The following is a 25,322-nucleotide window of genomic DNA, read 5'->3' as shown; positions in this document are numbered from 1 at the left end:
ATTCTGATGCGGGGACTATACAAGCCAGTAAGAATCATGTAAGATTAGGTGTGCTAAAATTAGACTAACGTTTAAAAATTATAAATATGAGGAAATGAATGAATAATTATATTGAAAAAAATATTTTACCCTTGGTAACAAAACCGATCACTTATCTTGGCAATGAGGTGAATTCTGTCCATAAGACCCCAGATCAAGAGATGATTCGCTTTGCTTTTGCCTTCCCAGATACCTATGAGGTGGGAATGTCCCATTTAGGCATGAAAATTCTTTATGGATTACTTAACGAAGAAAAGGACATCTGGTGTGAACGGGTATTTGCACCCTGGGTGGATATGGAAGAACAATTGCGGCTACATGATCTGCCCTTATATGGGTTGGAATCGATGATGCCTTTAAACGAATACGATTTTGTGGGATTTACCCTTCAATATGAAATGAGCTTCAGTAATATTTTAAATATGCTTGAATTGGGGAAGATCACCATGAGAAGCACCCAGCGAAAAGAAGATGAACCCTTTGTGATCGCGGGAGGTCCCTGTGCCTATAATCCCGAACCGCTGTCAGACTTTATTGACATTTTTGTCATCGGTGAGGGAGAAGAGGTGATCTTAAGAATTATGGCTGCTCACCGTGAGTGGAAAAAAGTCGGCGGCAACCGTCAGGACTTTTTAAAAATGGCAGCGGCGATTGAAGGGGTTTATGTCCCGGCTTTTTATGCGGTCAGCTATGATGAAATGTCTGGGGTGATTACTGCCTTCACCCCCATTGCAGAAGAAGTGCCAGCCACGATCCGCAAACAATTTATCGAAGACCTGGATCAGGCTTACTTCCCGGATAAAATTGTGGTTTCCTATACGGAAACCGTTCATGATCGCATCAGTTACGAAATTTTCAGAGGTTGTGGGCGGGGTTGCCGCTTTTGCCAGGCTGGGATGATCTATCGTCCCACCCGTGAGAAAACCGTACCAACGATCCAATCAAAAATTAAAGCTCTAATCGCATCTACTGGCTACGATGAAGTTTCGTTGTCATCTCTTAGCACGGGTGATTACAGTGAAATTGAAACCTTGATTAAAAACCTGGTCTGTGATGCTGAAGTTGGTAAGGTTAGTATTACCCTGCCATCTCTACGCATTGATTCCTTAAGTATTGAGATGCTGGAAGAGATTCAAAAAGTCAGGAAAGCCGGATTGACTCTGGCACCGGAAGCTGGTACGCAGCGGATGCGCGACGTTATCAATAAGGGCGTGACCGAAGAAAACCTGATGGATACGGTTAGAACTGCCTTTGAGAAGGGGTGGGGACATGTCAAACTCTACTTTATGATTGGTTTGCCGGGAGAAACCCTTGCCGATATCGAAGGCATTGCCGATCTGGGACAAAAAGTCGTGAATGAGTACTATAAAATTGATCGTGAGTCCCGGAATAAAAGTGTGAAGGTTGTTCTCAGCGCTTCTTCTTTTGTACCGAAACCATTCACGCCTTTCCAGTGGATGGGACAGAATACCCCGGAAGAATTTATGAACAAGCAGCGTCATTTAAAAGCCAGCATTAAAGAACGAAAGATTTCCTACAGCTGGCACGATAGTGGGGTTAGCTTTCTGGAAGCTGTTTTTGCCCGGGGTGACCGTCGATTGGGTCTGGTGTTGGAAAAAGCCCATCAAAAAGGCTGCCGGTTTGATGGCTGGGGTGAATACTTTGATCTGGAAAAGTGGACCGAAGCCTTTGCTGAAGCAGGAATTGATCCGAATTTCTATGCCTTGCGAAATCGAGACTTTGACGAAATCCTACCCTGGGATTTTATTGATACAGGGGTCACTAAGAAATTTTTAAAAGCCGAAGCACAAAAAGCGGAAGCTGCGTTAACGACGCCCTTCTGCCCCGAAAGCTGCTCGAATTGTGGAATTATGGAGTTCAAGAAAGGATGGAAATGCAATGGTTAAAATTCAATATCAATTTAAGCGAACTACACCCCTGCGTTTTTTATCCCATTTAGATCAGCAGCGCCTGTTTCAACGGGCTTTTCGTCGGGCCAATATTCCTGTTGAATACTCCCAGGGATTCAATCCCCATCCTAAAATGTCATTCGCACTGGCTATGTCCGTGGGCTTGACAAGTGATGGTGAGTTTGGTGAAGTGATGGTATCAAAAAACATCGATGTAGAAACATTTATCAGCCGCATGAACCAGGTTTTGCCCAATGGCCTGGAAATCATCACTGCAAAAATCTGCGACGAAGGGGTCAGATCCCTGTCGGCATCGCTTTGTAAAAGCATCTATCGGATTCGCATCAAAGTCGTGCCTGAAACTGATTTAAGAGAATTGTCTGAATCCATCCGTTCTTATCTTGAACGGTCTCAGATTTTTATGCAAAAAAGAAATAAAAAAGGGAAGTTTGTTGATAAAGATATACGACCATTTATCGAATCGATCGCAGTTTTTGCTGATTCTGAAAAAGACAAGGTGAATGTCAAGATGACCTTGATTTATATCGAGCAACAAAGTGTTAAGCCAGAACATGTTCTAGAGAGTGTAAATAATCAAAATAGCACGGTCTTTCTAATTGATCCCACGATCGAGGTTCATCGTGAAGAACTCATAATTAAAGCTGATGCTTAAGGTTTACAAAAGGAATAAAAACGTTTACAAAAAAAGACTTTACATTTAAAAAAAACGTGCTATAATTTAGCTAAATCAAAGATCAACTCAATCCTTTTCCAGATTGACTGAGACGGTCATTGAAAAGTAAATAAACCTTAACTGCAGATAAGATTAAAGGAAGCCGGCAATCTGTTAGAAAAAAATTCTAACACGATACCGATCGCTTAGTTAAATTTTATCGATTGTTACCTCCGCATCTGCAACAGTTCTCGAATTTTATCTGAGTAGATTGCAGACAATTATTGTGTGATTGATTGGAGATCGGTATTTACATTATGGAAAAAAGCATCACGTATTTATATCAAGTTTTAATGATGGTACGAAATTGATGTGGCCATAAATACAAATAATAGATCAAAGATAAGTAATCCTCAAAATAGGAGATCACAATCAGCGTAAAAAAATAAGAAAAAACTGGAAAGCAACCTTAAAAAAGGTTAGATTAACAATCTCCAAATAATTCTAATTTTCTGGTTTCCAAGGTAAATGGAAGAAGTTTTCAAGTTAAGTGTTTGTTACTTTGAAAAGTGAAAGAGAAGGTTTTTGCTAAATAGAAAGGGGTGAGTCCAAAAGGAATGACATCAGAAATTGAAAGCTGAAGCCGGTTCTGCATCGTGATGCGGGATCGGCTTCATCGTTTTTTGTATTTGTTTGACTTTTTTATGTCAGAACAATTGTTTAGCTTACCCAATACCTGTAAAAGATCAGTATAATAAATAGTAAATATGGAAAGTGAGGATTACTGATGAAAACATACGCTTTGATTATTATGAAACCAGACGCGTTGGAAGCAGAATTAGTGGAACCGATTATTCAACGATTTATTGAGAAGGGATTCCTGATTGAGATGATCGGATTTAAGAGCGCTGATGAAAAATCAATCTTAACACATTATGCCCATGTCGTTGAAAAACTTGGCGAATCCTTTAAAAAAATGGCCATCGCAGCGTTTGTGGGTAAACCAATGGTTCCGATTATTCTCAGTCAGGACGGCGAAAATGCGATTGCCAATTCTCGGGAATTAACCGGTGCTACTGATCCGACCAAAGCTGTACCAGGAACGATCCGCGGCGATCTGGGAACTGATTCCTTTGAAAACGCCGATCGGGAAGGTCGGTGCTGCTACAACCTAATTCACTGTAGCGACTCAATGGAATCCTTGTTAATTGAAATGAAACTTTGGTTTGGGCCTAAAACCTATGAAATATTTGCGCCTATGATCAGCTCAAAAATATAAGAAGACTTAATAAAGCTGTTGAAGCATGATCTGACAATTCACGGTTTGGTTAAAATATTTACGAAAAATGAGAAAATTTACCTATTGTACCAGATCCGATCAGTTGATAGTAAATACTTGTCATTAACTCGTTTATGTTAATTTAGTCTTGTGAAGTAAAAAAAATAGTGATAAAATAATCCCATTATATTTTTAAGGGGGTTAAGATGAATTTTTCGGAAATTATTGCAGCAGTCAACAATTTTGTTTGGGGACCTGTAATGCTGGCATTACTCATGGGAACCGGGATATTTTTAACAATTCGGTTAAAGTTTTTGCCATGGCGGAATCTCGGTTATGCGCTAAAATCGGTTTTTGCCAAGCAGGACCCGACAAAAAAAGAATCGAGTGGTGATATTTCACCCTTCCAGTCTTTAATGACAGCTTTGGCGGCAACCATTGGAACAGGTAATATTGTTGGTGTAGCAACTGCAATGGTCCTTGGTGGACCCGGCGCCTTGGTTTGGATGTGGATCAGTGCATTATTTGGTCTTTCAACTAAATATGGTGAAAGTGTATTGGCGGTTAAGTACCGCGAAACGAATAGTGAAGGTGAAATGGCTGGCGGACCAATGTATGCGATGAAAAACGGCTTTAAGAATAAGACGATCGGATCGATTCTGGCGGTGTTGTTCTCAGTTTTCGCAGTAATTGCTTCTTTTGGTATCGGTAACATGACCCAGGCAAACTCCATTTCAAGTGCAGTTTTGGGAACCTTTGGCATTCCAACCTGGATTACAGGTGCAGTGATCACCATTCTGGCAATTATTGTTCTATTAGGTGGGATTAAAAGTATTGGTCGGGTTTGTGGCGTAATCGTACCATTTATGGCGGTTTTCTATTTTGTTGCAGGTATACTAGTTATTATTATTAATTTTGGAAATATTCCTGCAGGTATTGCTCAGATCTTTACCATGGCCTTTTCACCTATGGCTATGGCTGGTGGTGTAGGCGGAACCGTAATCGCCAGCATGCTCAGCGCGATGCGTTGGGGAGTCGCCCGAGGCGTATTCTCAAATGAAGCCGGATTAGGTTCTGCTCCAATTGCAGCCGCCGCAGCAAAAACGGATCATCCGTCTCGGCAAGGTTATATCAATATGACCGGGACATTCTTTGATACCCTGGTAGTTTGTACGGTTACTGGATTGGTCATCGCCTCTTCAGGGGCACTGGGAACCATGACTGAAGCAGGCGAACTACTCAGTGGAGCGGCATTGACCATTGCTTCATTTGAATCTGCTCTAGGACCTATCGGAGGATACATTGTCACCATTGGTATAATGCTGTTTGCTTTTTCAACAATTTTAGGTTGGGAATATTATGGCGAAAAATCACTGGAGTATTTAATAAAGGCTCCGATAGCGGTAAAAGCTTATCGCTTATTATTTAGTTTAGTAGCTTTTGTAGGCGCAACCACAGCATTGCAAATAGTTTGGGACTTTTCAGATACGATGAATGGCTTGATGGCTATTCCGAATCTAATCTCACTGCTTGTTTTAAGTAGCGTCATCGCCAAAGAGTGTTTTGATTATGAAGAAAAAATAATCAAGCCAGAGCGTGAATTAAGAAAAGCTGGAAAATAAGCTACCGTAGGTTTTAAATAGTTGATTATTATAAAGTGTCCGCTGTCAAAACATTACAATCGATGTTGTAATTAGCGGACACTTTTATTATTTTACCTTACGGGCATGAACTGCAAATCGGGCATCATCGAAGGTATAAATGCAGGTGGAAAGAGTTAATACTTCATCATCGGGATCAAGAGTCACTCCGGTATCATACAGGGATCTCGCCTTTAGTCGATTCATGTAGTCTATGAACTCACCATCGGTTATAAATTCTGGCTGTCGATAGTCGTAGTCAGCTTTAGTAATATAAATCGAGAAGATTTCCCAATCACCGGGATGACCAGGTTGATCAAACTGTATCACCGGATGGAGCTTTAAGTAGGCTTGATCCTGATAGTTCCACAAACTGCCAAACATCGATTCATCAGACATATAATGACCATAGAGAACGTGATTCCGGGTAGTGGTAGTATTACACAGGTAATCCCGGAAAACTGCACCTTCAAAGGACTCTTCCTGCAAGTAATTATGGGATAGATAGTAATCATTGTTATCGGTCTGAACGACCGGGTACTCCAAAGAGGTTCCTTCGATTTGAACCCAACCGATCGTATCAGGATTGAGTGCAAGTAAGGCGTTAAAATCAATCCGGTCGGCGATTTCAGTGTGATTTTCTTTAGCAACAGCAATGATTTTATCCTTTTGCACGGTCTGATTGATCTTTGGATAAAAATTATAAATAGTGAATCCGATCGCCAATGCGATTAATAAAAAAACAGCAACAATCTTTATTTTAGACATGCTTTTTTGCAATTTTATTTTCCTCCTCTAGTTGTTTTGTATCAATTATACCCAATTTTACTGAAAAACCTCCAAATAAATAAAAATAGTTGAGTGGATTGATCAATTATGCAAAACAGCTTGTATTCTAATTATTTTGTTTGACTTTTGGAGCTTGCCATGTTATTATTTATAAAGTTATGTAGCCGCACACACAAGGTTTTAAGTCGAAAGCACCTTTTGTGGCGAGTCTGGTATGAGGAGGTGTAGAATCATGTATGCAATTATTAAAACAGGTGGTAAACAATACCGCGTTCAAGAAAATGATGTTATTCATATTGAGAAAATCAAATTAACTGAAGAAGATGTAAAAGAAATTACTTTTACTGAAGTTTTAGCAGTCAACAAAGATGGTGAAATGATCATTGGTACCCCAATGATTGAAAATGCTGTTGTTAAAGCTGAAATTTTAGAAGTTGCAAAAGGACCTAAGGTTATTATTTACAAGTATAAATCTAAAAAAGATTATCGTAAAAAACAAGGTCATCGACAACCATTCATGAAAGTTAAAATTACTGGCATCCAAGCGTAGGCGTTTATGATTTCAGTAAAGATTCAAGGTAAGAAAAAAATAGCACAAGAAATAATCGTATCTGGTCATGCCGGTTTTGCTGATCATGGCGAAGATCTCGTTTGTGCTGCTGTATCGGTATTAACCATCAGCATCTTAAACGGACTTACCGAAATTCTTGGTCGGAAAGATCTCGGCGAAGTGGTAGAAGAAGGCTATGTCCGCTTTATCATTCCCGAAATCACAGATGAATCAATGAAGATGAAAACAGATACACTCATTTCGACCTATCTCCTGGGAATCCGGGGGATTAAGGAAGCTTATGGAGATTATATCCAGTTTGAAGAACAATAAATAGGAGGTGAACAACATGTTAAAAATGAACCTTCAACTATTCGCCCATAAAAAAGGGGTTGGTAGTTCAAGAAATGGTCGTGACAGTGAAGCCAAACGTCTTGGAGTCAAAAGAGGAGACGGTCAATTCGTGCTAGCAGGGAATATTCTTGTTCGTCAAAGAGGAACAAAAATTCACCCTGGTACTAACGTTGGAAAAGGCGGAGATGATACATTATTCGCATTAGAAGATGGCATCGTACGTTTTGAAAGAAAAGGCAGAGATAAAAAACAAGTAAGTATTTATCCTCGGGAAGCCATCTAGTTTTCCAGTGACAAAATAATACATCCATAAAACCTCTTATGCTCGTTTTTACAAGATAAGAGGTTTTATTTTTTGTTGTTTGGGTAGATACCATAAAAAAAGCGAGGTAGCAATGTTTGTAGATAAAGCAGAGATTATTCTAAAGGCCGGCAACGGCGGACATGGCGGCATGAGTTTTCGCCGCGAAAAATATGTTCCCAATGGTGGTCCAGACGGTGGTAACGGAGGGCATGGCGGCAATATTTTATTTATGGCTGATAATGGTTTTCGGACCCTGATGGAATTTAAATATAAAAGAAAACACAAAGCAGAAAATGGCGAAAACGGAACCGGTTGTCGGTCTACCGGTAAAACCGGAGAAGATCTGATTATCAAAGTACCAGTGGGAACCATTATTAAAGATAAAGATACCGGACGAATCATCTGCGATCTTTCAGAACATGGACAAAAATACCGGGTCGCCGAAGGCGGCCGGGGTGGTCGGGGAAACATGAACTTTGCCACCGCCACCAGACAGGCACCTCGTTTTGCCCAGGGTGGTGTCAAGGGTCAGGAACGCACCGTTATTCTTGAACTCAAGCTGCTTGCTGATGTAGGTCTGATTGGTTTTCCAAATGTCGGTAAATCAACCCTTTTATCGGTGATCACTAAAGCTAAGCCCAAGATAGCCAATTACCATTTTACCACCATCGTTCCCAATCTTGGAGTGGTTGAATGGCGAAATTTTGATCCTTTTGTGATCGCTGACATTCCCGGTTTGATCGAAGGTGCTCATGAGGGTACCGGACTGGGGGATCAGTTCCTTAGACACGTGGAACGAACCAAACTGCTGATTCATCTTCTGGACGCCTCTGGCAGTGAAGGCCGGGAGCCTTTGGATGATTTTAAAAAGATCAACTTTGAATTGGAAAAATACAACGAAAAATTGGCAAAACGCGTTCAGATCGTGGCCTTGAACAAGGTTGATCTTCTTTTAGAACCTGAAGAAACGGATAATTTAAAGGCTGAATTGGAACAAATGGGCTATGAAGTCTTTGTCATTTCCGCAGTAACTGGTCAGGGACTCAATGAACTGTTAAGCCGAACCATAAAGTTGCTCGATGAAATTGGCGAAGTAGAGCCGATTTTTGACTTTGAACCGGAAACTGAAATCATTTTCACCCCGGACTTTAAAGAAAAACAATTCACCGTTGAAAAATTCGATCATTTATTTGTAGTTAAAGGTGCATTCGTGGAGCGACTGATTACGTCGGTTAACTTTGAAGATTTGGATTCCATAGGTTTCTTCCAGCGGGTTCTAAAAGATAAAGGCGTCTTTGAAGAATTGGAAAGAATGGGCATTCAGGATGAAGATGTGGTTCAACTCGAAGAGATCGAATTTGAGTATTTTAAATAGATTTCCCGCATTATTATATGTTATAATAGCGTCGTAGAAAGTAGAGAAAAAATGTTAACAAGTAAACAAAGAAGTTATTTAAGAAAACTTGCGATGGATATTCCCGATATCATTTTCATCGGTAAAGATGGCATCACACCACAAGTCATCGTGCAGACCAGGGACGCCATTATTGCCCGGGAACTGATCAAGGGAAAGGTTCAAAATAATTCTCTGGAAGATGTCAATAATGTGGCCCGGGAATTAGCTGCAGCCACAAAATCCGATATTGTGTGCACCATCGGTAGTAAATTTATCCTTTATAAGAAGAATTTATTAAAAACAAAAATCGAGGTGCCTACAAAAAATCAGAAACCCATTAAACGTGTCAAGAAAAAGGCACTTAGTCCGTCGCGAAAATTCACTAATTCATAGTAAGCAAAGGTTTGAGATGAAGAAAAAAATCGGTCTTCTGGGAGGAAGTTTTAATCCCATCCATACGGGGCATCTACTACTGGCAGAGTCGGCTCGAGATCAATATGAATTGGATAAGGTGTTGTTTATTCCTACCGGGAATAACCCATTTAAGTTATCTCAAGACGAAATTGCCAGAAAGCACCGACTTAAAATGGTCGAACTGGCAATCGCAGGCAATGACAGTTTTGAAATTTTGACCCATGAAATTGATCAGAGTGGTATCACCTATACGATTGATACCATCAATACCATTAAAGAAATTTATCCGGACTGTGATTTTTATTTTATTGCCGGTGCCGATTTAATGTTTGAAATCACCTTATGGAAGGGTGCCCCGGAATTATTAAAGTCGGTGAAGTTTATCACGACATTCCGTCCGGGTTATAGTCACGATCGGCTGGATATGCGGATCAAAGAGCTACAGGAGATTTACGGGGCGTCTATTTTCAAGCTGTATGCCACCGAAATGGACATTGCCTCTTCTGATATCCGGGCACGAATTAAAAATGGATACTCCATTCGTTATTTACTTCCTGACGCGGTGGAAGCCTATATTCATGAGTATCACCTTTACTTGCCGAATGTGTCTATTGAGGATAGCAATGAATTGGACTGATATCGAAGAAGATTTAAAAAGAATTCTAACTCCTAAACGCTTCACACACACACAAAACGTGGTTGAGGCGGCTGAGAAACTGGCTCATAACTTTGGCTGTGATCAAGACCAGGCCAGGTTGGCAGCGTTGCTGCATGACTGTGCTAAGAATCTGACAGATGAACAGCAGCTTGACTGCGCCAAACGGCATCAGATTAAAATCGATCGTGTGAGTCGAAATGATCCCCAGCTACTTCATGGCCCAGTGGGTGCGGTCCTTGCTAAAGAGCGTTACGGTATCAACGATACCGCAATTCAAAATGCCATAGATTGTCACACTACTGGTTGCAAGAATATGAGCACGCTGGATAAGATTATTTATCTGGCCGATTATATTGAAAAAGACCGTACTTTTCCAGGCGTTGAGACCATTCGACAAATGGCAGATACTGATTTGGACGGGGCCACTATTATGGCACTAACTAATTGTATCTGTCATGTGGCGCGAACAGGTGCACTACTCCATAAGCGAACCATCGATGCGCGAAACGATTTAATTATCAAAACCATAAACTTAAAGAAAATTAAAAAAGAAAGTGAGTGATTTTTATTATTCCAGAAGAATTTGCACAAAAAATAAAAAGCTGGATTGAGGACAAAAACGGGGTGGATATTGAGGTCATTAATGTAACCGAAATGACATCCATTGCCAATTATTTTGTTATTGCCAGCGGGAGTTCTGAACGTCAGGTCAAAGCTATTGCTGATAATATAGAGTATGAAGCTAAACAATTGGAAATATTCCCCAAAAACATCGAGGGCCAACGGGAAGGTCGCTGGATTTTACTGGATTATTATGATGTGATCATCCATATTTTTCATGCCGAAGAACGAGAGTTTTATAACTTGGAAAAACTTTGGAAAAGCAGCCCTGTTAATCGATAATCTGCGTCTCATGCAATCAACTTGATTGATACTTTTTATCTAAGTGAATTTTACTGGAGATAAAAAGTCAACAATTGATATAAACTTTGGGTATCAACCGAATTACTGAACCAATCGAAATGGTGGCACTTCTTGATCCTTCGGGGCTGGAAAATCCACCTTTTTAAATGTCGGGATTAATTCTATCATGGATAGCAGAGTGAATTTCATAATAAAACAATTAATTTCAGTACTAAGAAAATTAGAAAGAGGTAACTATGAAAATAGGAATCGTTGGCTTACCCAACGTCGGGAAAAGCACCATATTCAATGCGTTAACTAAGGCCGGGGCAGAGTCTGCCAATTATCCATTTTGCACCATTGATCCTAATATCGGGGTTGTGACAGTGCCAGATCCACGTTTAGCTGTTTTAGAAAAAATGTACAATTCAAAAAAGGTAATCCCTACTACCATCGAATTTGTCGACATTGCCGGTCTGGTGCGCGGTGCCAGCAAAGGCGAAGGTCTTGGAAACAAGTTTCTTTCGCATATCCGTGAGGTTGATGCCATTGTCCATGTTGTCCGTTGTTTTGAAGATGAAAATGTGGTTCATGTGGAAGGAAAAATCGATCCCATCGACGATCTGGAGACCATCAATCTGGAACTTATTTTTGCAGATATCGAAATGCTGGATCGACGGATCGAAAAAAATAAAAAGCTGGCTAAAACAAATCCTCAGGAAAAAGCTAACATCGAAGTAGCGATGCGATTGCGGGAAATTCTTGAAGGTGGAAAAATGCCGCATGACGATGATTTTACAGTCGATGAATGGGAATTCATTCAAACGATTCAATTGATTTCGATTAAACCGGTACTTTATATCGCCAATGTTTCAGAGAATGATCTTCATGAAGATAATGAGATGGTAACCCGTTTAAAAGTGACTGTTCGGGAAAATCACTCCGGTAGTCACAAGGATATTATTAAAATTTCGGCAAAAATTGAAGAAGAAATCGCTCAGTTTGATGATGCTGAAAAAGCAGAATTTTTATCTGATATGGGTTTGGAAGAATCGGGACTTGACCAGGTTATTCGTTCAGGCTATAAGTTATTAGGGCTGATTACTTTTTTGACCGCCGGACCCCAGGAGATAAGAGCCTGGACTGTCACCGAAGGTACCAAAGCGCCTCAGGCCGCCGGTAAGATCCACACTGATATTGAACGTGGGTTTATTCGGGCTGAGATAACGAGTTTTGAACAATTAATTGAAGCCGGTACGGAAGTAAAAGCCAAGGAAAGCGGCGTCACCCGGGTTGAAGGAAAAGACTATGTCATGAAAGATGGCGATGTTACCTTTTTTCGATTTAATGTCTAGATTATTTATCCTAGCAGTTAGCATTTAGATATAAACCACCCGATAACCTGGAGGTTACTGTGAAAGATCTTGTTTTAGTCGCTGTCAATGCGAAATATATCCACACTAATCTGGCCGTTCGTTCATTAAAGGCGCAACTGCCGGATTTTAATGTTGAAATTCTGGAGATGTCAATTAATGATCCAATTCATCGTATTATCAAGCTACTGCTCGATCACGATGCTAAACGTATTGGTTTTTCTTGTTATATCTGGAATATAGAAATTGTTCTAAAGTTAGCCGAAATAGTTAAAAAAGCCAGGCCCCAGGTGCAAATTATTCTAGGCGGTCCGGAGGTTAGTTTTGATGCCATGACGCTGATGAAGAACTATCCTTTCTGCGACATTATTGTAAAGGGGGAAGGGGAAGGTATACTAAACGCGTTGCTCAAAGATCGCGACCAGGAACGCTTTAGTAAAATTCCCGGGCTCTGCTATCGAAAACGATCGGGAGAAATTGTTGATAGTCCCGATTCGAAAGCGGTTCCATTAAACCAATTGACTTTTCCTTATTTAAATGAGAATCTAAACAGTCTCAATCATAAGATTATTTATTATGAAACCATGCGAGGCTGCCCGTTTTCCTGTTCATATTGCCTTTCTTCAACTACACAGAAACTAAACATCTTGAGTTTGGATAGGGTTTTTAAGGAGTTGGATTTCTTTATTCAGGCTGGTGTCAAACAGGTTAAACTGGTAGACCGGACATTTAACTGCGATTTGAGCCGAGCTAAAGAAATATTTTCCTATCTTATTAAACAAGGCGGCGACACTAATTTTCACTTTGAAATGACCGGAGATCTCATCGATGATGGAATGATTGCTCTGCTAGCGATGGCACCGCCGGGACTGATTCAATTCGAAATCGGTGTTCAAAGCACAGCACCCGCTACGCTTTCGGCTATTGGCCGAAAAATCAGTGTCGAACGAACAGAAAATCATGTAAAAAAACTCTTGGAACAAGATAATATTCATATTCATCTGGATCTGATTGCTGGCCTACCCCATGAAACCTATGAGGTGTTTAAGTCATCCTTTAATCAGGTCATTGCCCTTAATCCCGGTATGCTGCAATTAGGCTTTCTGAAGTGTCTGAAAGGTACCCGCATTCGCAAAGAGTCTGAGATCCATGATTACCAGTATGCCAGCTTTCCGCCATATGAAATTATTTCTAATAAGTATCTTAGTGCTGAGGAACTGTATCAATTGCGTCAAATTGAAGTGTTAGTGGATCGTTATTTCAATAGCGGCGCATTCAAACATAGTTTGGCATTTATTTTTCAAGCCAAGATTTACGACACCCCTTTTGACTTTTTTGAAGCCTTTTCTTGCTATTGGGACGAACAGGGATATTATGAAGTAGGAAAATCAAAAGAACAACTCTTTAGTATTTTAAAGGAGTTTTTCAAAGAACAAAAAAAGAATGATCAAGTTAGTGAATGGATTAAGTTTGACTTTCTCTCCCAGGGGAATCTCAGACTGCCAGGCGATATGCTTGATACTTGTCCTGATAAGGAATGGATCTTCGAATTTTTAAAAGATCCTCAGAATATCGCGACTTTCCTGAATGTCTTTGCTAATTTTACACCAAAAAAAATCTATAACCAGGTCAAGTTTCAGTATTTTTCGAGAACGTTGATTGATCATTTTTCCGAATCAACAACAATCAATAATGAACAAGGATTATTAGTATTCTTTGAAACGGGATTTAGCATTATTTGCTAATTTTTGATGTTTAATTTACTAAATTAATTTTTTTTAAAAGTATTGATTCTTTTTTAGATAAAGGTTATACTAATACTCAATAAAAATAAAAAAGGCGCTGATAAGGACGAGTAAGTTACCCATTAGATTCAGAGAATAGGCAACCTGGCTGTAATTGCCTATACTAGTGATAATTGAAAACCACCTTGGAGTCAAAACCTGAAATCGGATCGATAGTTGTGCAGTGTAGCATCTTTCATTTTTTAATAGTAGGGTTTTTCGGAGCTGACCGTTATTCAGAACTTAAGTGGATTCACGCATGTGAATCAAATTGGGTGGAACCGCGTTAATACGTCCCTTTGTTTGACAAAGGGACTTTTTTTGTTTTTATAAGCGAGTCGCTGGAAAATAATGCTGGGTTACAATTAAATTCAGAAATAAAGGAGAAAACCATGATTACTATTACGTTAAAAGACGGATCCATAAAGACTTATGAACCCGGAATCACTGTCCTTGAAGTTGCCAATGATATCAGTCCCGGTTTAGCTAAAAATACAATGGCAGGGGAACTGGGTGGCAAGGTTGTCGATGTTCGTCAACCGATTAACGAAGATGCCACCCTCAATCTGTTAAAATTTGAAGATGAAGGCGGCAAGCATGCTTTCTGGCATACCGGTTCCCATCTGCTGGCTCAGGCGGTCAAACGATTGTATCCACAGGCAAAACTGGCCATTGGCCCGGCCATTGATAATGGTTTTTACTATGATATTGATGTCGATGTGATTATCACCCCGGAAATCATGGAAAAAATTGAAAAAGAAATGGCTAAAATTGTTAAGGAAGGGCTGGTGATTAGTCGTTACGAACTGAACCGCAACGACGCTTTGGCAAAGGTTAATGCTGAAGGCGAGATTTATAAGGCTGAACTGATCGAAAATCTGCCGGAAGACGCCATCATCAGCTTTTATTCCCAGGGTGAGTTCTCGGATCTTTGTGCCGGTCCCCATATTCAAAACCTCAGCGGAATTAAAGCCATTAAGCTTTTAAGTCTGGCCGGTGCCTACTGGCGGGGTGATGAGAAAAATAAAATGCTACAGCGGATCTACGGCATTACCTTCCCTAAAAAAAGTCAGTTGGATGAGTACCTGACTCGACTCGAAGAAGCCAAAAAACGGGATCATCGTAAATTAGGAAAAGAACTTGATCTTTTTTCATTGCATGAAGAAGGTCCCGGATTTCCTTTCTTCCATCCGAAGGGCATGATCATTCGAAACGAGCTGGAAAACTTTTGGCGCGAAGAACACCAACGTCGAGGCTACCATGAAATTAAAACACCCATTATACTTAATAACGATCTATGGAAACGTTCGGGACATTGGGATAAATATAAAGAAAATATGTATTTTACTGAGATTGATGAGAGTGAATATGCCATTAAACCAATGAACTGCCCCGGCGGCATGCTGGTTTATAAAACAAAGGGTCACTCCTATCGTGATTTACCGTTAAAAATGGGAGAACTGGGTCTAGTTCACCGCCATGAACTGCATGGTGCGCTTCATGGACTGATGCGTGTCCGTGCTTTTACTCAGGATGATGCGCATATTTTCATGACTCCCGAGCAAATTCAAGAAGAAGTCATCAAGGTAATCGATCTGGCTGATGATGTTTATAAGATATTCGGTTTTAGTTATAAAGTTGAATTATCGACACAACCAGAAAATTCGATTGGATCTGATGAAGTTTGGGAAATAGCAACCGAAGCATTAAGAAAAGCCCTTGAGAAAAAAGAAATCAATTATCGTCTCAATCCTGGCGATGGAGCATTTTATGGACCTAAAATTGATTTCCACCTGGAAGATAGCCTAGGACGAACATGGCAATGTGGAACGATTCAATTAGATTTCCAAATGCCGGAACGTTTTGATCTGAACTATATTGGTTCGGATGGCGAAAAACATCGTCCGGTTATTATTCATCGTACGATTTTAGGGAGTATCGAACGATTTTTGGGGATCCTGATTGAGCACTTTGCCGGAAAATTCCCGGTTTGGTTGGCGCCGGTTCAGGTCATGATTATCCCCGTTGCTGATGCCCATCATAATTTTGCCAAAGGTATTGCTGAAGAACTCACCGCCATTGGTGTTCGCGCATCGGTGGATACCCGGGATGAAAAATTGGGCTACCGGATCCGGGAAGCACAAATGCAAAAAGTTCCCTATATGCTGGTAGTGGGAGATAAAGAAACCGAAGGCGGCGATTTGGCACTTAGAATTCGGGATACTGGTGATGCTGGACTCATCAGTATGGAAGATTTCAAGGTAAAGCTAATTCAAAAAATTAAAACAAAATCGTTGACCTTAGACTGAATCAGGAATAAATACGAGTCAAATTTGCGATAATGGTTGACAAATTTGACTCGTATCAATATAATAAAAAACAATAAAGTGATGATCAGGAAACAGTAATAATAGGATGATCTTTTCAGAGAGCTTTCGGTTGGTGCAAGGAAGCGGGACACCATTATGAATACATCCTGTGAGCTGCTCACCGAATGGGTTTGCCCGGTAGGCTGGGCCGGATACCGACCGTTATCCTGGTTAAGTGACTAAGGTTGCTTGCAGAGCGTGATGTGTAAGCATCAAAGGCAAGGTGGTACCGCGAATTTTAGTTCGTCCCTGTTATACAGAGACGAATTTTTTTGCGTAAATACACAAACGAATACGAACAATTCAGCCTGAAAAGGTTTGATTGAATAAAGAATGAAAAATGGAGGAAAAGAAATGAAAAAACACGGAAAAAAATTAATGACTGCGGTTCTGATTGCTGCGGTGATTGTTTTAGGCGCTGGCTGCTCAAGTTCTGGGACATCTGGAACAAAGGAAGAGAGTAAGAACGCTACAATCGGGATCGTACAGTATGTTGATCATGTTGCCTTAGATGCTGCCCGGGAAGGCTTTGTCACTGCTCTTGCGGACAATGGCTATACGGATGGCGATAATATTACGCTTGATATCCAAAACTCCCAGGGGGATCAAAGTAATTTATCGACCATCAGCGACCGTTTTGTCAGCAACAAGGTAGACCTGGTACTGGCGATTGCGACCCCGGCTGCACAGGCCATTGCTGGCAAAACAACTGAAATTCCAATTTTGGGAACCGCTATTACTGATTATGAAGCTGCTCGTCTCGTTAAAACAAATGAAGAACCTGGTGGAAATGTCAGTGGTACAACAGATATGAATCCAATTAAAGAACAAATCGACCTTTTGGTTAAATTAGTACCAACAGCAAAAACGGTAGGCGTTCTTTATACTTCAGGTGAAGACAATTCTATCATCCAGGCGAAAATGGCAAAAGAAGCCATTGAAAAACTGGGTTTAAACTATGTAGAAGTAACAGTCACCAATTCTAATGACGTCCAGCAGGCAACCCAGTCTATTGTCAGCCAGTGTGATGCCATCTACATTCCTACTGATAATGTATTTGCATCAGCGATGCCTCAGGTTCAAAGCATCACCTCCCAGTCAAAAACACCGGTAATCTGTGGTGAATCCGGCATGGTTGAATCGGGTGGATTGGCTACCTTGGGAATCAGCTATTCTGATCTGGGTTATCAGACAGGCTTAATGGCGGTAAAAATTCTTAAAGGTGAAGCAGAACCGGCTACTATGCCCATCGAAGCAGCGACTAAATTTGAGTATGCAATTAATGGCGCAGTTGCTGAGGAAATTGGTTTAACCATTCCTTCGGATCTTTCTCAATACGTCATTACAGCAAAATAAAAAACAAAAGAAACAATTTAGCAAGCAGTCATGGAAATCATGACTGCTTGCTAAAGTTATTAATGCACATAATCAATAGATAAGAAGTGAGGCAAAATAATGTTTGAGATTATATTAGGTGCAATATCGCTTGGTCTTTTATGGGCCATCATGACAATCGGCGTTTATATCACCTACCGAATACTCGATATCGCAGATTTAACAGTAGAAGGAAGTATTGCAATGGGAGCTGCCATCGCAGCTTTCTCAATTTTTAATGGGATGAATCCCTTTATCGCCACGTGTTTAGCTTTCGTAGGCGGTATGCTGGCAGGACTGGTAACTGGAATTCTTCATACAAAACTAAAAATTCCTGCGTTGCTGGCAGGTATTTTAACCATGATTGCACTTTATTCAGTAAACCTGCGAATCATGGGAAAGGCTAACTTATCACTTTTACGGATTGATACGGTTTTTACACCACTTGAGAACCTGGGATTAAGCCCAACAAATGTGGTCATGCTCTTTGGTTTTATCAGTGTGATGGCGATAGTTGGTCTCTTATACTGGTTTTTTGGAACCGAAATCGGTTGTGCCATCCGGGCCACTGGTGACAACCCTCAAATGGCTAGAGCTCAAGGTATCAATACTAATAATATGATTATTCTAGGCTTGGTCATCAGCAATGGTTTGGTTGCGCTTTCCGGGTCATTAATTGCTCAGAGTCAAAGTTTTGCTGATATCCAAATGGGAATTGGTTCAATTGTCATTGGTTTAGCCTCCGTTATTATTGGTGAAGTAATTTTTGGTACCCGAAATTTTTTCAATTGTTTGATTTCGTTGGCGCTAGGGGCTATTACCTATCGTATTATCATTGCCCTAGTATTGAAAATGGGTATGCCAGCCAACGATTTGAAATTATTCACAGCGATTACAGTGGCGATTGCCTTGTCACTGCCAGTCTTTAAATCCTATCTTCGTCCCCTTAAAAAATCGATGAATGGAGGCGATTTATAAAATGCTAGTAATCAAGGATATTGAGAAAAAATTTAATGCCGGAACAGTCAATGAAAAGATCGCATTAAGCAATTTTAGTTTATCGCTGACAGAAGGAGACTTTGTTACTGTAATTGGCGGTAACGGCGCTGGTAAATCGACATTCCTAAATTGTGTGGCGGGCGTCTTTGGTGTTGATAAGGGTTCCATTCTTATCGACGGATTAGATGTCACCAAGCTTCCGGAACATAGACGGTCTAGTGTAATTGGTCGGGTATTTCAAGATCCGATGATGGGCACAGCCGGTAATATGGGGATCGAAGAAAACCTCGCTCTGGCTTATCGTCGTGGTAAAACCCGGTCATTGAGCTGGGGAATCAGCAATAAGGAACGAGAGATTTATAAAGAGTATCTCAGCCATCTGGACTTGGGGCTGGAAAATCGACTTCATGCCAAGGTTGGTCTGCTTTCTGGCGGGCAGAGGCAGGCTTTAACCCTATTGATGGCCACACTAAAAAAACCGAAATTACTTTTACTGGATGAACACACAGCAGCTTTGGATCCCAAAACTGCGGATAAGGTTTTGCAGCTAAGTGATCGCTTTGTTAAAGAAGGAAATCTGACTACGCTGATGGTCACGCATAACATGCGCCATGCCATTGAGCATGGTAATCGACTGATTATGATGCATGAAGGCCGGGTGATTTTAGACATCAAAGGTGAAGAGAAACAGAAGTTGACGGTTGAAGATTTGCTCAAACGTTTTGGTCAAGTTAGCGGCGAAGAATTTGCCAATGATCGGACTTTGCTTTCATAAAAAAACAGTTGACATTAAGAGTGAATAAGCATATAATATCAAAGTAACAAAGTAGAGGATTCCACTTCTCACCTCATTTCTCAGGGGAATAGGTAAATATGAATGAACTTAGTTTAAGTTTCGTTAGTATTTTTTTGCAGGTGGAGTAACTCTACCTGCAATTTTTATATATGGAGGTATATTACTATTAGTAAAGATGTTCAACACGAAATTAATAACGAGATCCGAGATCGCGAAATCCGTGTAATTGACGAAGCAGGTGAAATGTTGGGAGTCATGATGACTAAAGACGCTCAGAAACTAGCCGATGAAAAAAACTTAGATCTAGTGAAAGTTTCACCAAACGCTAAACCGCCGGTTTGTAAGATTCTTGACTACGGAAAGTATCGATATGAAGAAATTCAGCGATTAAAAGAAGCTAAGAAAAATCAAAAAGCTGTGGTTATTAAAGAAATACGTATGTCGGTTCGAGTTGAAGAGCATGATATTAATGTTAAAATTAAAAATTGCATCAAATTCTTGGAACAAGGTAGCCGAGTCAAAGTGGCTATTCGTTTCAGAGGCCGCGAAATGGCTTATACTGAACAGGGAAAAACGGTACTTCTTGATTTTGCAGAACGTGTTTCTGATCTCGCCGTGGTAGAAAAAAACCCGAAAATTGAAGGAAGAAATATGGTCATGTATTTAGCACCGAAAAAAGATAAATAAATCAACACGTTAATTGACTATCTGCTACTGGAACCGATCTATTTTTGATTAAGTTCCTCAGATCTAGTTTTTTATAAAAGACACCTTGTACAGGGAGGAGGAAATAGTTATGCCAAAAATGAAAACACACCGTGGTGCTGCAAAGCGTTTTAAAATAAAAAAATCAGGTTTTATTAAACGGACAAAAGCAGGAAAACGCCATATTCTTAACAAAAAAAGCAGTAAGCGAAAAAGAAACCTCAGAAAAGCGACTGGTTTGGCTCCTGGAGATGCTAAAGTAGTAATGAAAATGATCAAAATGGTAAAAAGATAATATTTGAAGATAGGAGGAAATAGATAATGCGAATTAAAAAAGGCGTTAATGCCAAAAAGAAACATAAAAAAGTACTTAAACTTGCTAAAGGCTATTATGGTGCTAAAAGTAAGTTATATAGATCAGCAAATGAAGCCGTTATGCGAGCACTCAGATCTTCATATGTTGGCCGAAAAGAAAAGAAACGAAATTTCAGAAGATTGTGGATCACTCGAATCAATGCTGGGGCAAGAATGCATGGTTTAAGCTATAGTAAATTTATGTTTGGTTTAAAACAGGCTGGTGTTGAAATTGACCGTAAAATCTTAGCAGATTTGGCAATGAATGATATTAGTGCATTCAATGATTTAGTTGACGTATCAAAGAAAAACATGAACTAATCGTACGAAAAACTTCTCAACGGATTATCCATGCTTGGGAAGTTTTTTTATTATATATTATTGTTGCTTTTTCAAAACAGAGTGTTAAAATAAGTATGGTTATCAAATATTTTAGGTGGAGACAAGATCATGGCAGAAAAGATACGTTGGAATTTTAATAAGTTTGTTGGACAGCGCTCCCCTGCGGAAATGTTGATTTATGGATTTGCTCTGGTTATCTTTTTAGGTACAATTCTTCTTACTCTGCCCATCGCCAGTGTATCAGGAGAGAGCGCTGGTTTAATCGACGCGTTGTTTACCGCCACCTCAGCTGTCTGTGTGACAGGCCTTGTGGTTGTGGATACGGGAACCTTTTGGTCAGTCTTCGGAAAATTCGTTATTATTTTTCTGATCCAGATTGGTGGTTTAGGTTTCATGTCACTGACCACCATGTTTTTTGTTCTGGCCGGGAAACGCATTACCATCAAAGATCGACTCTTGATTCAGTCTTCGGTGAATATGGATTCGATCTCTGGAATCGTTAAATTTACCAAATATATATTCTTTTCATCGCTTCTGATTGAAGGAATCGGGGCTTTATTGCTGGCACTTGTTTTTATTCCTGAATACGGATTTTTACAGGGGACTGCATATAGTTTTTTTCATGCCATTTCAGCTTTTTGCAATGCCGGTTTCGATCTGTTTGGGAACTATTCGAGTTTAACAAAATATGCGGGGAATTTTATTATTAATTTTGTTATTGGTGGTCTTGTTATCTTAGGTGGATTAGGTTTTGCTGTTACCAGTGATTTGATTAATGTGCGCAAGTTTGAAAAGATGAGTATGCATGCTAAACTGGTATTAACCGTTACAGGTGTTTTACTGATTGTTGGGTTTGTCTTCTTTTTTATATTTGAATATAATAACCCTCAAACCATGGGAAGCTTATCCCTTCCAGAAAAATTTTTGGCTGCTTTTTTTCAGTCCATAACACCGCGAACTGCTGGATATAATACTATCAATACAGCAGCGTTGACGCCGCCCTCACTTTTTTTAACCATGCTCTTTATGTTTATCGGTGCATCACCAGGATCTACTGGTGGGGGCGTTAAAACATCCACATTTGCCATTATTATTATGACTGTTGCCTCAGTGCTGCATGGTAAAAAAGATGTTTCTATTTTTAAACGAAGCATTTTAGGTCCAGCTATTCGCCGGGCAATTTCAGTAATTGTCATTGCTTTCGCTATTGTCATCCTGATGATTTTTGTGTTATTATGTACTGAACCCGAAGCTTCTTTTGAAACAATCGTTTTTGAAGTGCTTTCTGCATTTGGTACGGTTGGGTTAACGACGGGATTGACCCCACATTTATCTATTGCTGGGAAAATAGCCATCAGTATTACCATGTTTGTTGGTCGGCTAGGTCCTCTGACGGTAGCCTATGCTATATCACGAAGTGAAAAACGAGCCCGGGAAAACGTGGGTAATTTTAAATTGCCTGAAGGCAATATTATGATTGGCTAGAGGAGGAGTATTAATTGAAAGAAAAGCAGTTTGCAGTCCTTGGTTTAGGGCGTTTTGGTGAAGCACTTGCCATCACTCTTAGTGAGTTGGGCTGTAATGTTGTTGTTGTTGATAAAGACGAAGAAAAGATTCAAAACATCGCGAATTTGGTAACCTATGCGGTACAGGCCGACGTGACCGATATCAATGCGCTGAAGTCGATTGGTTTGAAAAATGTAGATGCTGTTGTTGTATCCATCACTTCTGATATTAACAGCAGCATCATGGGCATTGTCAATGCTCAGGAGTTGGGGATCAGCGAGATTTATGGGAAAGCAAATAATGCTCAGCATGAAAAAGTACTGCTTAAATTAGGGGTTAAAAAAGTATTTTCCCCTGAACGTGATATGGGTGAACGGGTTGCGCACAATCTTTTTTCTGGCGATTTTATCGACATTTTAGAGCTGGATACTAATCATTCCATTGTTGAAGTGGAGTCGCTCCATGTCTGGGAAGGAAAAACATTGGAGCAACTGAACTTGAGAGAAAAACACGGATTAAATGTGATTGCCATTCGTACTCTCGATGTATTAAATGCTTCGCCCTTGGCAAGTGATCTTATTCATCCTGGCGACAAACTGATTGTTATGGGTGAAAATCGATCCATTAATGAGATCAATAAACTATCCCGAAAAGATCATTAGCAATGTTTTTAGAAATCACTTCAAAAAATAATGAGCAAATTAAATATTTACGGAAACTCAGCAGTAAATCTTTTAGAGATGCGGAAGGGGCCTTTGTAATTGAGGGAACCAAATTGTTTCAAGAAGCCGTCAAAAAAAGATTGCAATTTAAACAAGTATTTATGACAAGTGAATGGCTAAAAACAAATGATGCCTTGTTCAACGAAAGTATGATAGAGCTGGTCGATAATGGTGTGCCCATCGCAATTGTTGCGGCTTCAATTCTAACATCCGTTTCCAACTTGCAAAAACCGGAAGGGATAATCTGTACGTTACCAAAAATGAGTGTCCAGCCAGGCATCTTTAAACGATCTATTTTATTAGAAGATGTTCAGGATCCCTACAATGTTGGTAGCATTATCAGAACTGCTGATGCGGCTGGCTTTGACTGTGTTGTAACATCGAATAAAACAGCAGATATTTATAACGAGAAAGTACTTCGGGGTTCCATGGGTTCAATCTTTCACCTGCCGATTTATCAAGTTGAATCGTTGCCAGTTTATGTAAAACACTTAAAAGAGCAGCTAGTCACCATCATTGGTACCTCTTTAACTGGTAGTTCCATATGGGAGCGCGAACCCCTTACCGAATCGTTTGCTATTATTATGGGAAATGAGTCCAGGGGGATGTCGGATAAGATGAGTGAGTGCTGTGACGTTTTACTTAAAATTCCTATTTGGGGACAGGCCGAGTCGCTTAATGTTGCAACCGCAGCAGGGATCATCATGTATGACCTGATCAGAGATTTTAAATAGATTATTTTCAGAACAGCATTAAACAAAAACTAAATAAATTATCAACAATGATAGAGCGAGTAAATAAATATTGAATTTTACAGAGAATAAATCCCAGGCTGAGAGATTTTGTGTTTAAATTTATTGAAGTTCCCTCTGGAGTTTTAGACGTGAACGTCATCTTTTGATGACCTTTAGCTTCTAACGTTAATTGCGTTAAAATTTTGAGTGAATACATAGAGTATTAATTTAAGGTGGTACCGCGGAATAATTTCGTCCTTTTTAGAAGGACGATTTTTTTAGTTAAATGATTAAAAAAGAACACTTAATAAGATAAAAAAGGGAGAATAAAATGGAGTTAGAACTCAAACAACTAAGAGATCGCTGTTTGGCTGATCTTAATGCTGTTGAAGAATTAAAAACGTTGGATAATGTGAGAATAAAGTACTTGGGCAAAAAAGGGGCACTGACCATCGCCCTTAAGGGAATGGGTAAGCTTTCCAACGAAGAGCGTCCAATAATTGGAAAATTGGCCAATGAAATACGGGAAGAAATTGAGAATAATATTTCAGCCCAGAAGCAGTCGCTTGAACAAAAGGAAATCGAAGCTCAGATCAAAGAAGAAAGCATCGATGTGTCCCTGCCGGGAAAAAAGCATCAAGTCGGAAATCTTCACCCGCTTACCACAACCGTTAATGAACTCAAGGAAATCTTTCTGGGGATGGGATTTTCCATTGCCGAAGGTCCGGAAATTGAATGGGCTAAATATAATTTTGACTACCTCAATGTTCCTCAGGATCACTCCGCTAGAGACTTGCAGGATACTTTTTATTATGAGGACGAGATTGTCCTGCGAACCCAGACCTCACCAGTACAGGTACGGGTTATGCAGCAGCAGAAGCCACCGTTGCGGGTTATCTCACCAGGCCGAGTTTATCGTAGCGACGAAATAGATGCCACCCATTCGCCAGTTTTCCATCAAATGGAAGGTTTGGTCATCGACAAAGGGATTACCATGAGCGATCTCAAAGGAACCCTGGATTTATTTGCTAAAAAACTCTTTGGCGAACAGACCAAGACAAAATTCCGGCCCCACCAGTTTTATTTCACCGAACCAAGCGCGGAGATGGATGTCACCTGCTTTAAATGCGGTGGTGTCGGCTGCAAGGTTTGTAGCAACACCGGTTGGATTGAGATTCTTGGCTGCGGCATGGTTCACCCCAACGTTTTGCGGTTCTGTGGCATTGATCCCGAGCAGTACAGTGGCTTTGCCTTTGGGATGGGACTGGATCGAATAACGATGATCAAATATGGCATTAACGATCTGCGTTTATTATTTGAAAATGACTTGCGTTTTTTAGCGCAATTTAAATAGG

At 40.1% G+C, this 25,322-nt stretch carries 26 protein-coding genes and 4 other annotated features; of the genes, 25 read left to right on the top strand and 1 reads right to left on the bottom strand.

Going from position 1 to position 25,322, the window contains the following annotated elements:
* Window positions 1–98 precede the first annotated feature (98 nt).
* The 4 genes from ACIZ62_RS09640 to ACIZ62_RS09625 all read left to right on the top strand — a co-directional run bounded on the left by ACIZ62_RS09640 (window position 99) and on the right by ACIZ62_RS09625 (window position 5,523).
* On the top strand, window positions 99–1,946 hold the full coding sequence (locus ACIZ62_RS09640; protein WP_414150041.1) for a TIGR03960 family B12-binding radical SAM protein: 1,848 nt from the start codon (window positions 99–101) through the stop codon (window positions 1,944–1,946).
* On the top strand, window positions 1,939–2,622 hold the full coding sequence (locus tag ACIZ62_RS09635) for a TIGR03936 family radical SAM-associated protein (RefSeq protein WP_111886872.1): 684 nt from the start codon (window positions 1,939–1,941) through the stop codon (window positions 2,620–2,622). The genes ACIZ62_RS09640 and ACIZ62_RS09635 overlap by 8 nt, the downstream gene beginning before the upstream one ends.
* Before the next feature lie 787 nt (window positions 2,623–3,409).
* Window positions 3,410–3,901 (top strand): nucleoside-diphosphate kinase, encoded by a 492-nt coding sequence (locus ACIZ62_RS09630; RefSeq protein WP_111886873.1) that lies wholly within the window; start codon window positions 3,410–3,412, stop codon window positions 3,899–3,901.
* A 206-nt stretch (window positions 3,902–4,107) separates the two neighbouring features.
* Complete coding sequence (locus tag ACIZ62_RS09625) at window positions 4,108–5,523, top strand: alanine/glycine:cation symporter family protein (protein WP_204355460.1); 1,416 nt, start codon at window positions 4,108–4,110, stop codon at window positions 5,521–5,523.
* Window positions 5,524–5,610: 87 nt separating this feature from the next.
* Here ACIZ62_RS09625 and srtB read toward each other — a convergent pair whose 3' ends face one another.
* On the bottom strand, window positions 5,611–6,321 hold the full coding sequence (gene srtB, locus ACIZ62_RS09620) for a class B sortase (protein ID WP_414150040.1): 711 nt from the start codon (window positions 6,319–6,321) through the stop codon (window positions 5,611–5,613).
* A 241-nt stretch (window positions 6,322–6,562) separates the two neighbouring features.
* Between srtB and rplU the strand changes: the two genes are divergently transcribed.
* From rplU to pheS, 21 genes are all read left to right on the top strand, one after another.
* Window positions 6,563–6,880 (top strand): 50S ribosomal protein L21, encoded by a 318-nt coding sequence (gene rplU / locus ACIZ62_RS09615; protein ID WP_111886875.1) that lies wholly within the window; start codon window positions 6,563–6,565, stop codon window positions 6,878–6,880.
* A 6-nt stretch (window positions 6,881–6,886) separates the two neighbouring features.
* Entirely contained in the window at window positions 6,887–7,213 is a 327-nt protein-coding gene (locus ACIZ62_RS09610) for a ribosomal-processing cysteine protease Prp (protein ID WP_111886876.1), read from the top strand.
* A 16-nt stretch (window positions 7,214–7,229) separates the two neighbouring features.
* On the top strand, window positions 7,230–7,517 hold the full coding sequence (gene rpmA / locus ACIZ62_RS09605) for a 50S ribosomal protein L27 (RefSeq protein WP_014356380.1): 288 nt from the start codon (window positions 7,230–7,232) through the stop codon (window positions 7,515–7,517).
* Window positions 7,518–7,629: 112 nt separating this feature from the next.
* Entirely contained in the window at window positions 7,630–8,913 is a 1,284-nt protein-coding gene (gene obgE, locus ACIZ62_RS09600; RefSeq protein WP_111886877.1) for a GTPase ObgE, read from the top strand.
* 51 nt (window positions 8,914–8,964) lie between these two features.
* A complete protein-coding gene (locus tag ACIZ62_RS09595) occupies window positions 8,965–9,327 on the top strand; it encodes a YhbY family RNA-binding protein (RefSeq protein WP_111886878.1) in 363 nt (120 codons plus the stop codon).
* 16 nt (window positions 9,328–9,343) lie between these two features.
* On the top strand, window positions 9,344–9,985 hold the full coding sequence (gene nadD, locus ACIZ62_RS09590; protein WP_111886879.1) for a nicotinate-nucleotide adenylyltransferase: 642 nt from the start codon (window positions 9,344–9,346) through the stop codon (window positions 9,983–9,985).
* Window positions 9,972–10,568 carry a bis(5'-nucleosyl)-tetraphosphatase (symmetrical) YqeK gene (yqeK, locus tag ACIZ62_RS09585; RefSeq protein ID WP_111886880.1) on the top strand — a complete coding sequence of 199 codons (597 nt, stop codon included), beginning with the start codon at window positions 9,972–9,974 and terminating at the stop codon, window positions 10,566–10,568. The genes nadD and yqeK overlap by 14 nt, the downstream gene beginning before the upstream one ends.
* Window positions 10,565–10,909, top strand: a complete 345-nt coding sequence (rsfS, locus tag ACIZ62_RS09580; protein WP_111886881.1) for a ribosome silencing factor — start codon at window positions 10,565–10,567, stop codon at window positions 10,907–10,909. The genes yqeK and rsfS overlap by 4 nt, the downstream gene beginning before the upstream one ends.
* 257 nt (window positions 10,910–11,166) lie before the next feature.
* Window positions 11,167–12,264 carry a redox-regulated ATPase YchF gene (gene ychF / locus ACIZ62_RS09575; RefSeq protein WP_111886882.1) on the top strand — a complete coding sequence of 366 codons (1,098 nt, stop codon included), beginning with the start codon at window positions 11,167–11,169 and terminating at the stop codon, window positions 12,262–12,264.
* A gap of 59 nt (window positions 12,265–12,323) precedes the next feature.
* Window positions 12,324–14,027: a B12-binding domain-containing radical SAM protein gene (locus tag ACIZ62_RS09570; protein ID WP_111886883.1), complete on the top strand. Its 1,704-nt coding sequence runs from the start codon at window positions 12,324–12,326 to the stop codon at window positions 14,025–14,027.
* An 88-nt stretch (window positions 14,028–14,115) separates the two neighbouring features.
* Window positions 14,116–14,368: a binding site (T-box leader), on the top strand.
* Between the two features lie 90 nt (window positions 14,369–14,458).
* Window positions 14,459–16,375 (top strand): threonine--tRNA ligase, encoded by a 1,917-nt coding sequence (thrS, locus tag ACIZ62_RS09565; protein WP_111886884.1) that lies wholly within the window; start codon window positions 14,459–14,461, stop codon window positions 16,373–16,375.
* Window positions 16,376–16,447: 72 nt separating this feature from the next.
* Window positions 16,448–16,689: a binding site (T-box leader), on the top strand.
* Window positions 16,690–16,789: 100 nt separating this feature from the next.
* Window positions 16,790–17,791, top strand: coding sequence for an ABC transporter substrate-binding protein (locus tag ACIZ62_RS09560; protein ID WP_111886885.1), 1,002 nt, complete (start codon window positions 16,790–16,792; stop codon window positions 17,789–17,791).
* Window positions 17,792–17,890: 99 nt separating this feature from the next.
* Entirely contained in the window at window positions 17,891–18,787 is an 897-nt protein-coding gene (locus ACIZ62_RS09555; protein WP_111886886.1) for an ABC transporter permease, read from the top strand.
* A gap of 1 nt (window position 18,788) precedes the next feature.
* Window positions 18,789–19,583 carry an ABC transporter ATP-binding protein gene (locus ACIZ62_RS09550; RefSeq protein ID WP_111886887.1) on the top strand — a complete coding sequence of 265 codons (795 nt, stop codon included), beginning with the start codon at window positions 18,789–18,791 and terminating at the stop codon, window positions 19,581–19,583.
* A 43-nt stretch (window positions 19,584–19,626) separates the two neighbouring features.
* Window positions 19,627–19,756, top strand: a sequence feature (ribosomal protein L20 leader region).
* A 7-nt stretch (window positions 19,757–19,763) separates the two neighbouring features.
* The gene (infC, locus tag ACIZ62_RS09545) at window positions 19,764–20,291 is read left to right on the top strand and encodes a translation initiation factor IF-3 (RefSeq protein WP_111886888.1); all 528 of its coding nucleotides are present in this window, start codon (window positions 19,764–19,766) and stop codon (window positions 20,289–20,291) included.
* 109 nt (window positions 20,292–20,400) lie between these two features.
* Window positions 20,401–20,604, top strand: a complete 204-nt coding sequence (rpmI, locus tag ACIZ62_RS09540) for a 50S ribosomal protein L35 (RefSeq protein ID WP_026393216.1) — start codon at window positions 20,401–20,403, stop codon at window positions 20,602–20,604.
* 23 nt (window positions 20,605–20,627) lie between these two features.
* Window positions 20,628–20,984, top strand: a complete 357-nt coding sequence (gene rplT, locus ACIZ62_RS09535) for a 50S ribosomal protein L20 (RefSeq protein WP_111886889.1) — start codon at window positions 20,628–20,630, stop codon at window positions 20,982–20,984.
* 129 nt (window positions 20,985–21,113) lie between these two features.
* Window positions 21,114–22,490 carry a TrkH family potassium uptake protein gene (locus tag ACIZ62_RS09530; protein WP_322519268.1) on the top strand — a complete coding sequence of 459 codons (1,377 nt, stop codon included), beginning with the start codon at window positions 21,114–21,116 and terminating at the stop codon, window positions 22,488–22,490.
* A 14-nt stretch (window positions 22,491–22,504) separates the two neighbouring features.
* Entirely contained in the window at window positions 22,505–23,173 is a 669-nt protein-coding gene (locus tag ACIZ62_RS09525; protein ID WP_111886891.1) for a potassium channel family protein, read from the top strand.
* Between the two features lie 2 nt (window positions 23,174–23,175).
* Window positions 23,176–23,967: a TrmH family RNA methyltransferase gene (locus ACIZ62_RS09520; protein WP_111886892.1), complete on the top strand. Its 792-nt coding sequence runs from the start codon at window positions 23,176–23,178 to the stop codon at window positions 23,965–23,967.
* A gap of 38 nt (window positions 23,968–24,005) precedes the next feature.
* Window positions 24,006–24,230, top strand: a binding site (T-box leader).
* A 68-nt stretch (window positions 24,231–24,298) separates the two neighbouring features.
* Window positions 24,299–25,321 (top strand): phenylalanine--tRNA ligase subunit alpha, encoded by a 1,023-nt coding sequence (pheS, locus tag ACIZ62_RS09515; protein WP_111886893.1) that lies wholly within the window; start codon window positions 24,299–24,301, stop codon window positions 25,319–25,321.
* The last annotated feature ends 1 nt before the right edge of the window (window position 25,322 follow it).

Source organism: Acetobacterium carbinolicum (genome assembly GCF_047456275.1).
Taxonomy (GTDB): domain Bacteria; phylum Bacillota; class Clostridia; order Eubacteriales; family Eubacteriaceae; genus Acetobacterium; species Acetobacterium carbinolicum.
This window is presented reverse-complemented; position numbering and strand designations above follow the sequence as displayed.

Coding starts and splice junctions, on each gene's coding strand:
- ACIZ62_RS09595 (WP_111886878.1), top strand. CDS start 8,965: ATGTTAACAAGTAAACAAAGAAGTTATTTAAGAAAACTTGCGATGGAT.
- rplU (WP_111886875.1), top strand. CDS start 6,563: ATGTATGCAATTATTAAAACAGGTGGTAAACAATACCGCGTTCAAGAA.
- ACIZ62_RS09520 (WP_111886892.1), top strand. CDS start 23,176: ATGTTTTTAGAAATCACTTCAAAAAATAATGAGCAAATTAAATATTTA.
- ACIZ62_RS09640 (WP_414150041.1), top strand. CDS start 99: ATGAATAATTATATTGAAAAAAATATTTTACCCTTGGTAACAAAACCG.
- nadD (WP_111886879.1), top strand. CDS start 9,344: ATGAAGAAAAAAATCGGTCTTCTGGGAGGAAGTTTTAATCCCATCCAT.
- ACIZ62_RS09560 (WP_111886885.1), top strand. CDS start 16,790: ATGAAAAAACACGGAAAAAAATTAATGACTGCGGTTCTGATTGCTGCG.
- yqeK (WP_111886880.1), top strand. CDS start 9,972: ATGAATTGGACTGATATCGAAGAAGATTTAAAAAGAATTCTAACTCCT.
- thrS (WP_111886884.1), top strand. CDS start 14,459: ATGATTACTATTACGTTAAAAGACGGATCCATAAAGACTTATGAACCC.
- ACIZ62_RS09630 (WP_111886873.1), top strand. CDS start 3,410: ATGAAAACATACGCTTTGATTATTATGAAACCAGACGCGTTGGAAGCA.
- ychF (WP_111886882.1), top strand. CDS start 11,167: ATGAAAATAGGAATCGTTGGCTTACCCAACGTCGGGAAAAGCACCATA.
- ACIZ62_RS09610 (WP_111886876.1), top strand. CDS start 6,887: ATGATTTCAGTAAAGATTCAAGGTAAGAAAAAAATAGCACAAGAAATA.
- ACIZ62_RS09555 (WP_111886886.1), top strand. CDS start 17,891: ATGTTTGAGATTATATTAGGTGCAATATCGCTTGGTCTTTTATGGGCC.
- ACIZ62_RS09625 (WP_204355460.1), top strand. CDS start 4,108: ATGAATTTTTCGGAAATTATTGCAGCAGTCAACAATTTTGTTTGGGGA.
- ACIZ62_RS09530 (WP_322519268.1), top strand. CDS start 21,114: ATGGCAGAAAAGATACGTTGGAATTTTAATAAGTTTGTTGGACAGCGC.
- rpmA (WP_014356380.1), top strand. CDS start 7,230: ATGTTAAAAATGAACCTTCAACTATTCGCCCATAAAAAAGGGGTTGGT.
- ACIZ62_RS09635 (WP_111886872.1), top strand. CDS start 1,939: ATGGTTAAAATTCAATATCAATTTAAGCGAACTACACCCCTGCGTTTT.
- obgE (WP_111886877.1), top strand. CDS start 7,630: ATGTTTGTAGATAAAGCAGAGATTATTCTAAAGGCCGGCAACGGCGGA.
- rpmI (WP_026393216.1), top strand. CDS start 20,401: ATGCCAAAAATGAAAACACACCGTGGTGCTGCAAAGCGTTTTAAAATA.
- pheS (WP_111886893.1), top strand. CDS start 24,299: ATGGAGTTAGAACTCAAACAACTAAGAGATCGCTGTTTGGCTGATCTT.
- ACIZ62_RS09550 (WP_111886887.1), top strand. CDS start 18,789: ATGCTAGTAATCAAGGATATTGAGAAAAAATTTAATGCCGGAACAGTC.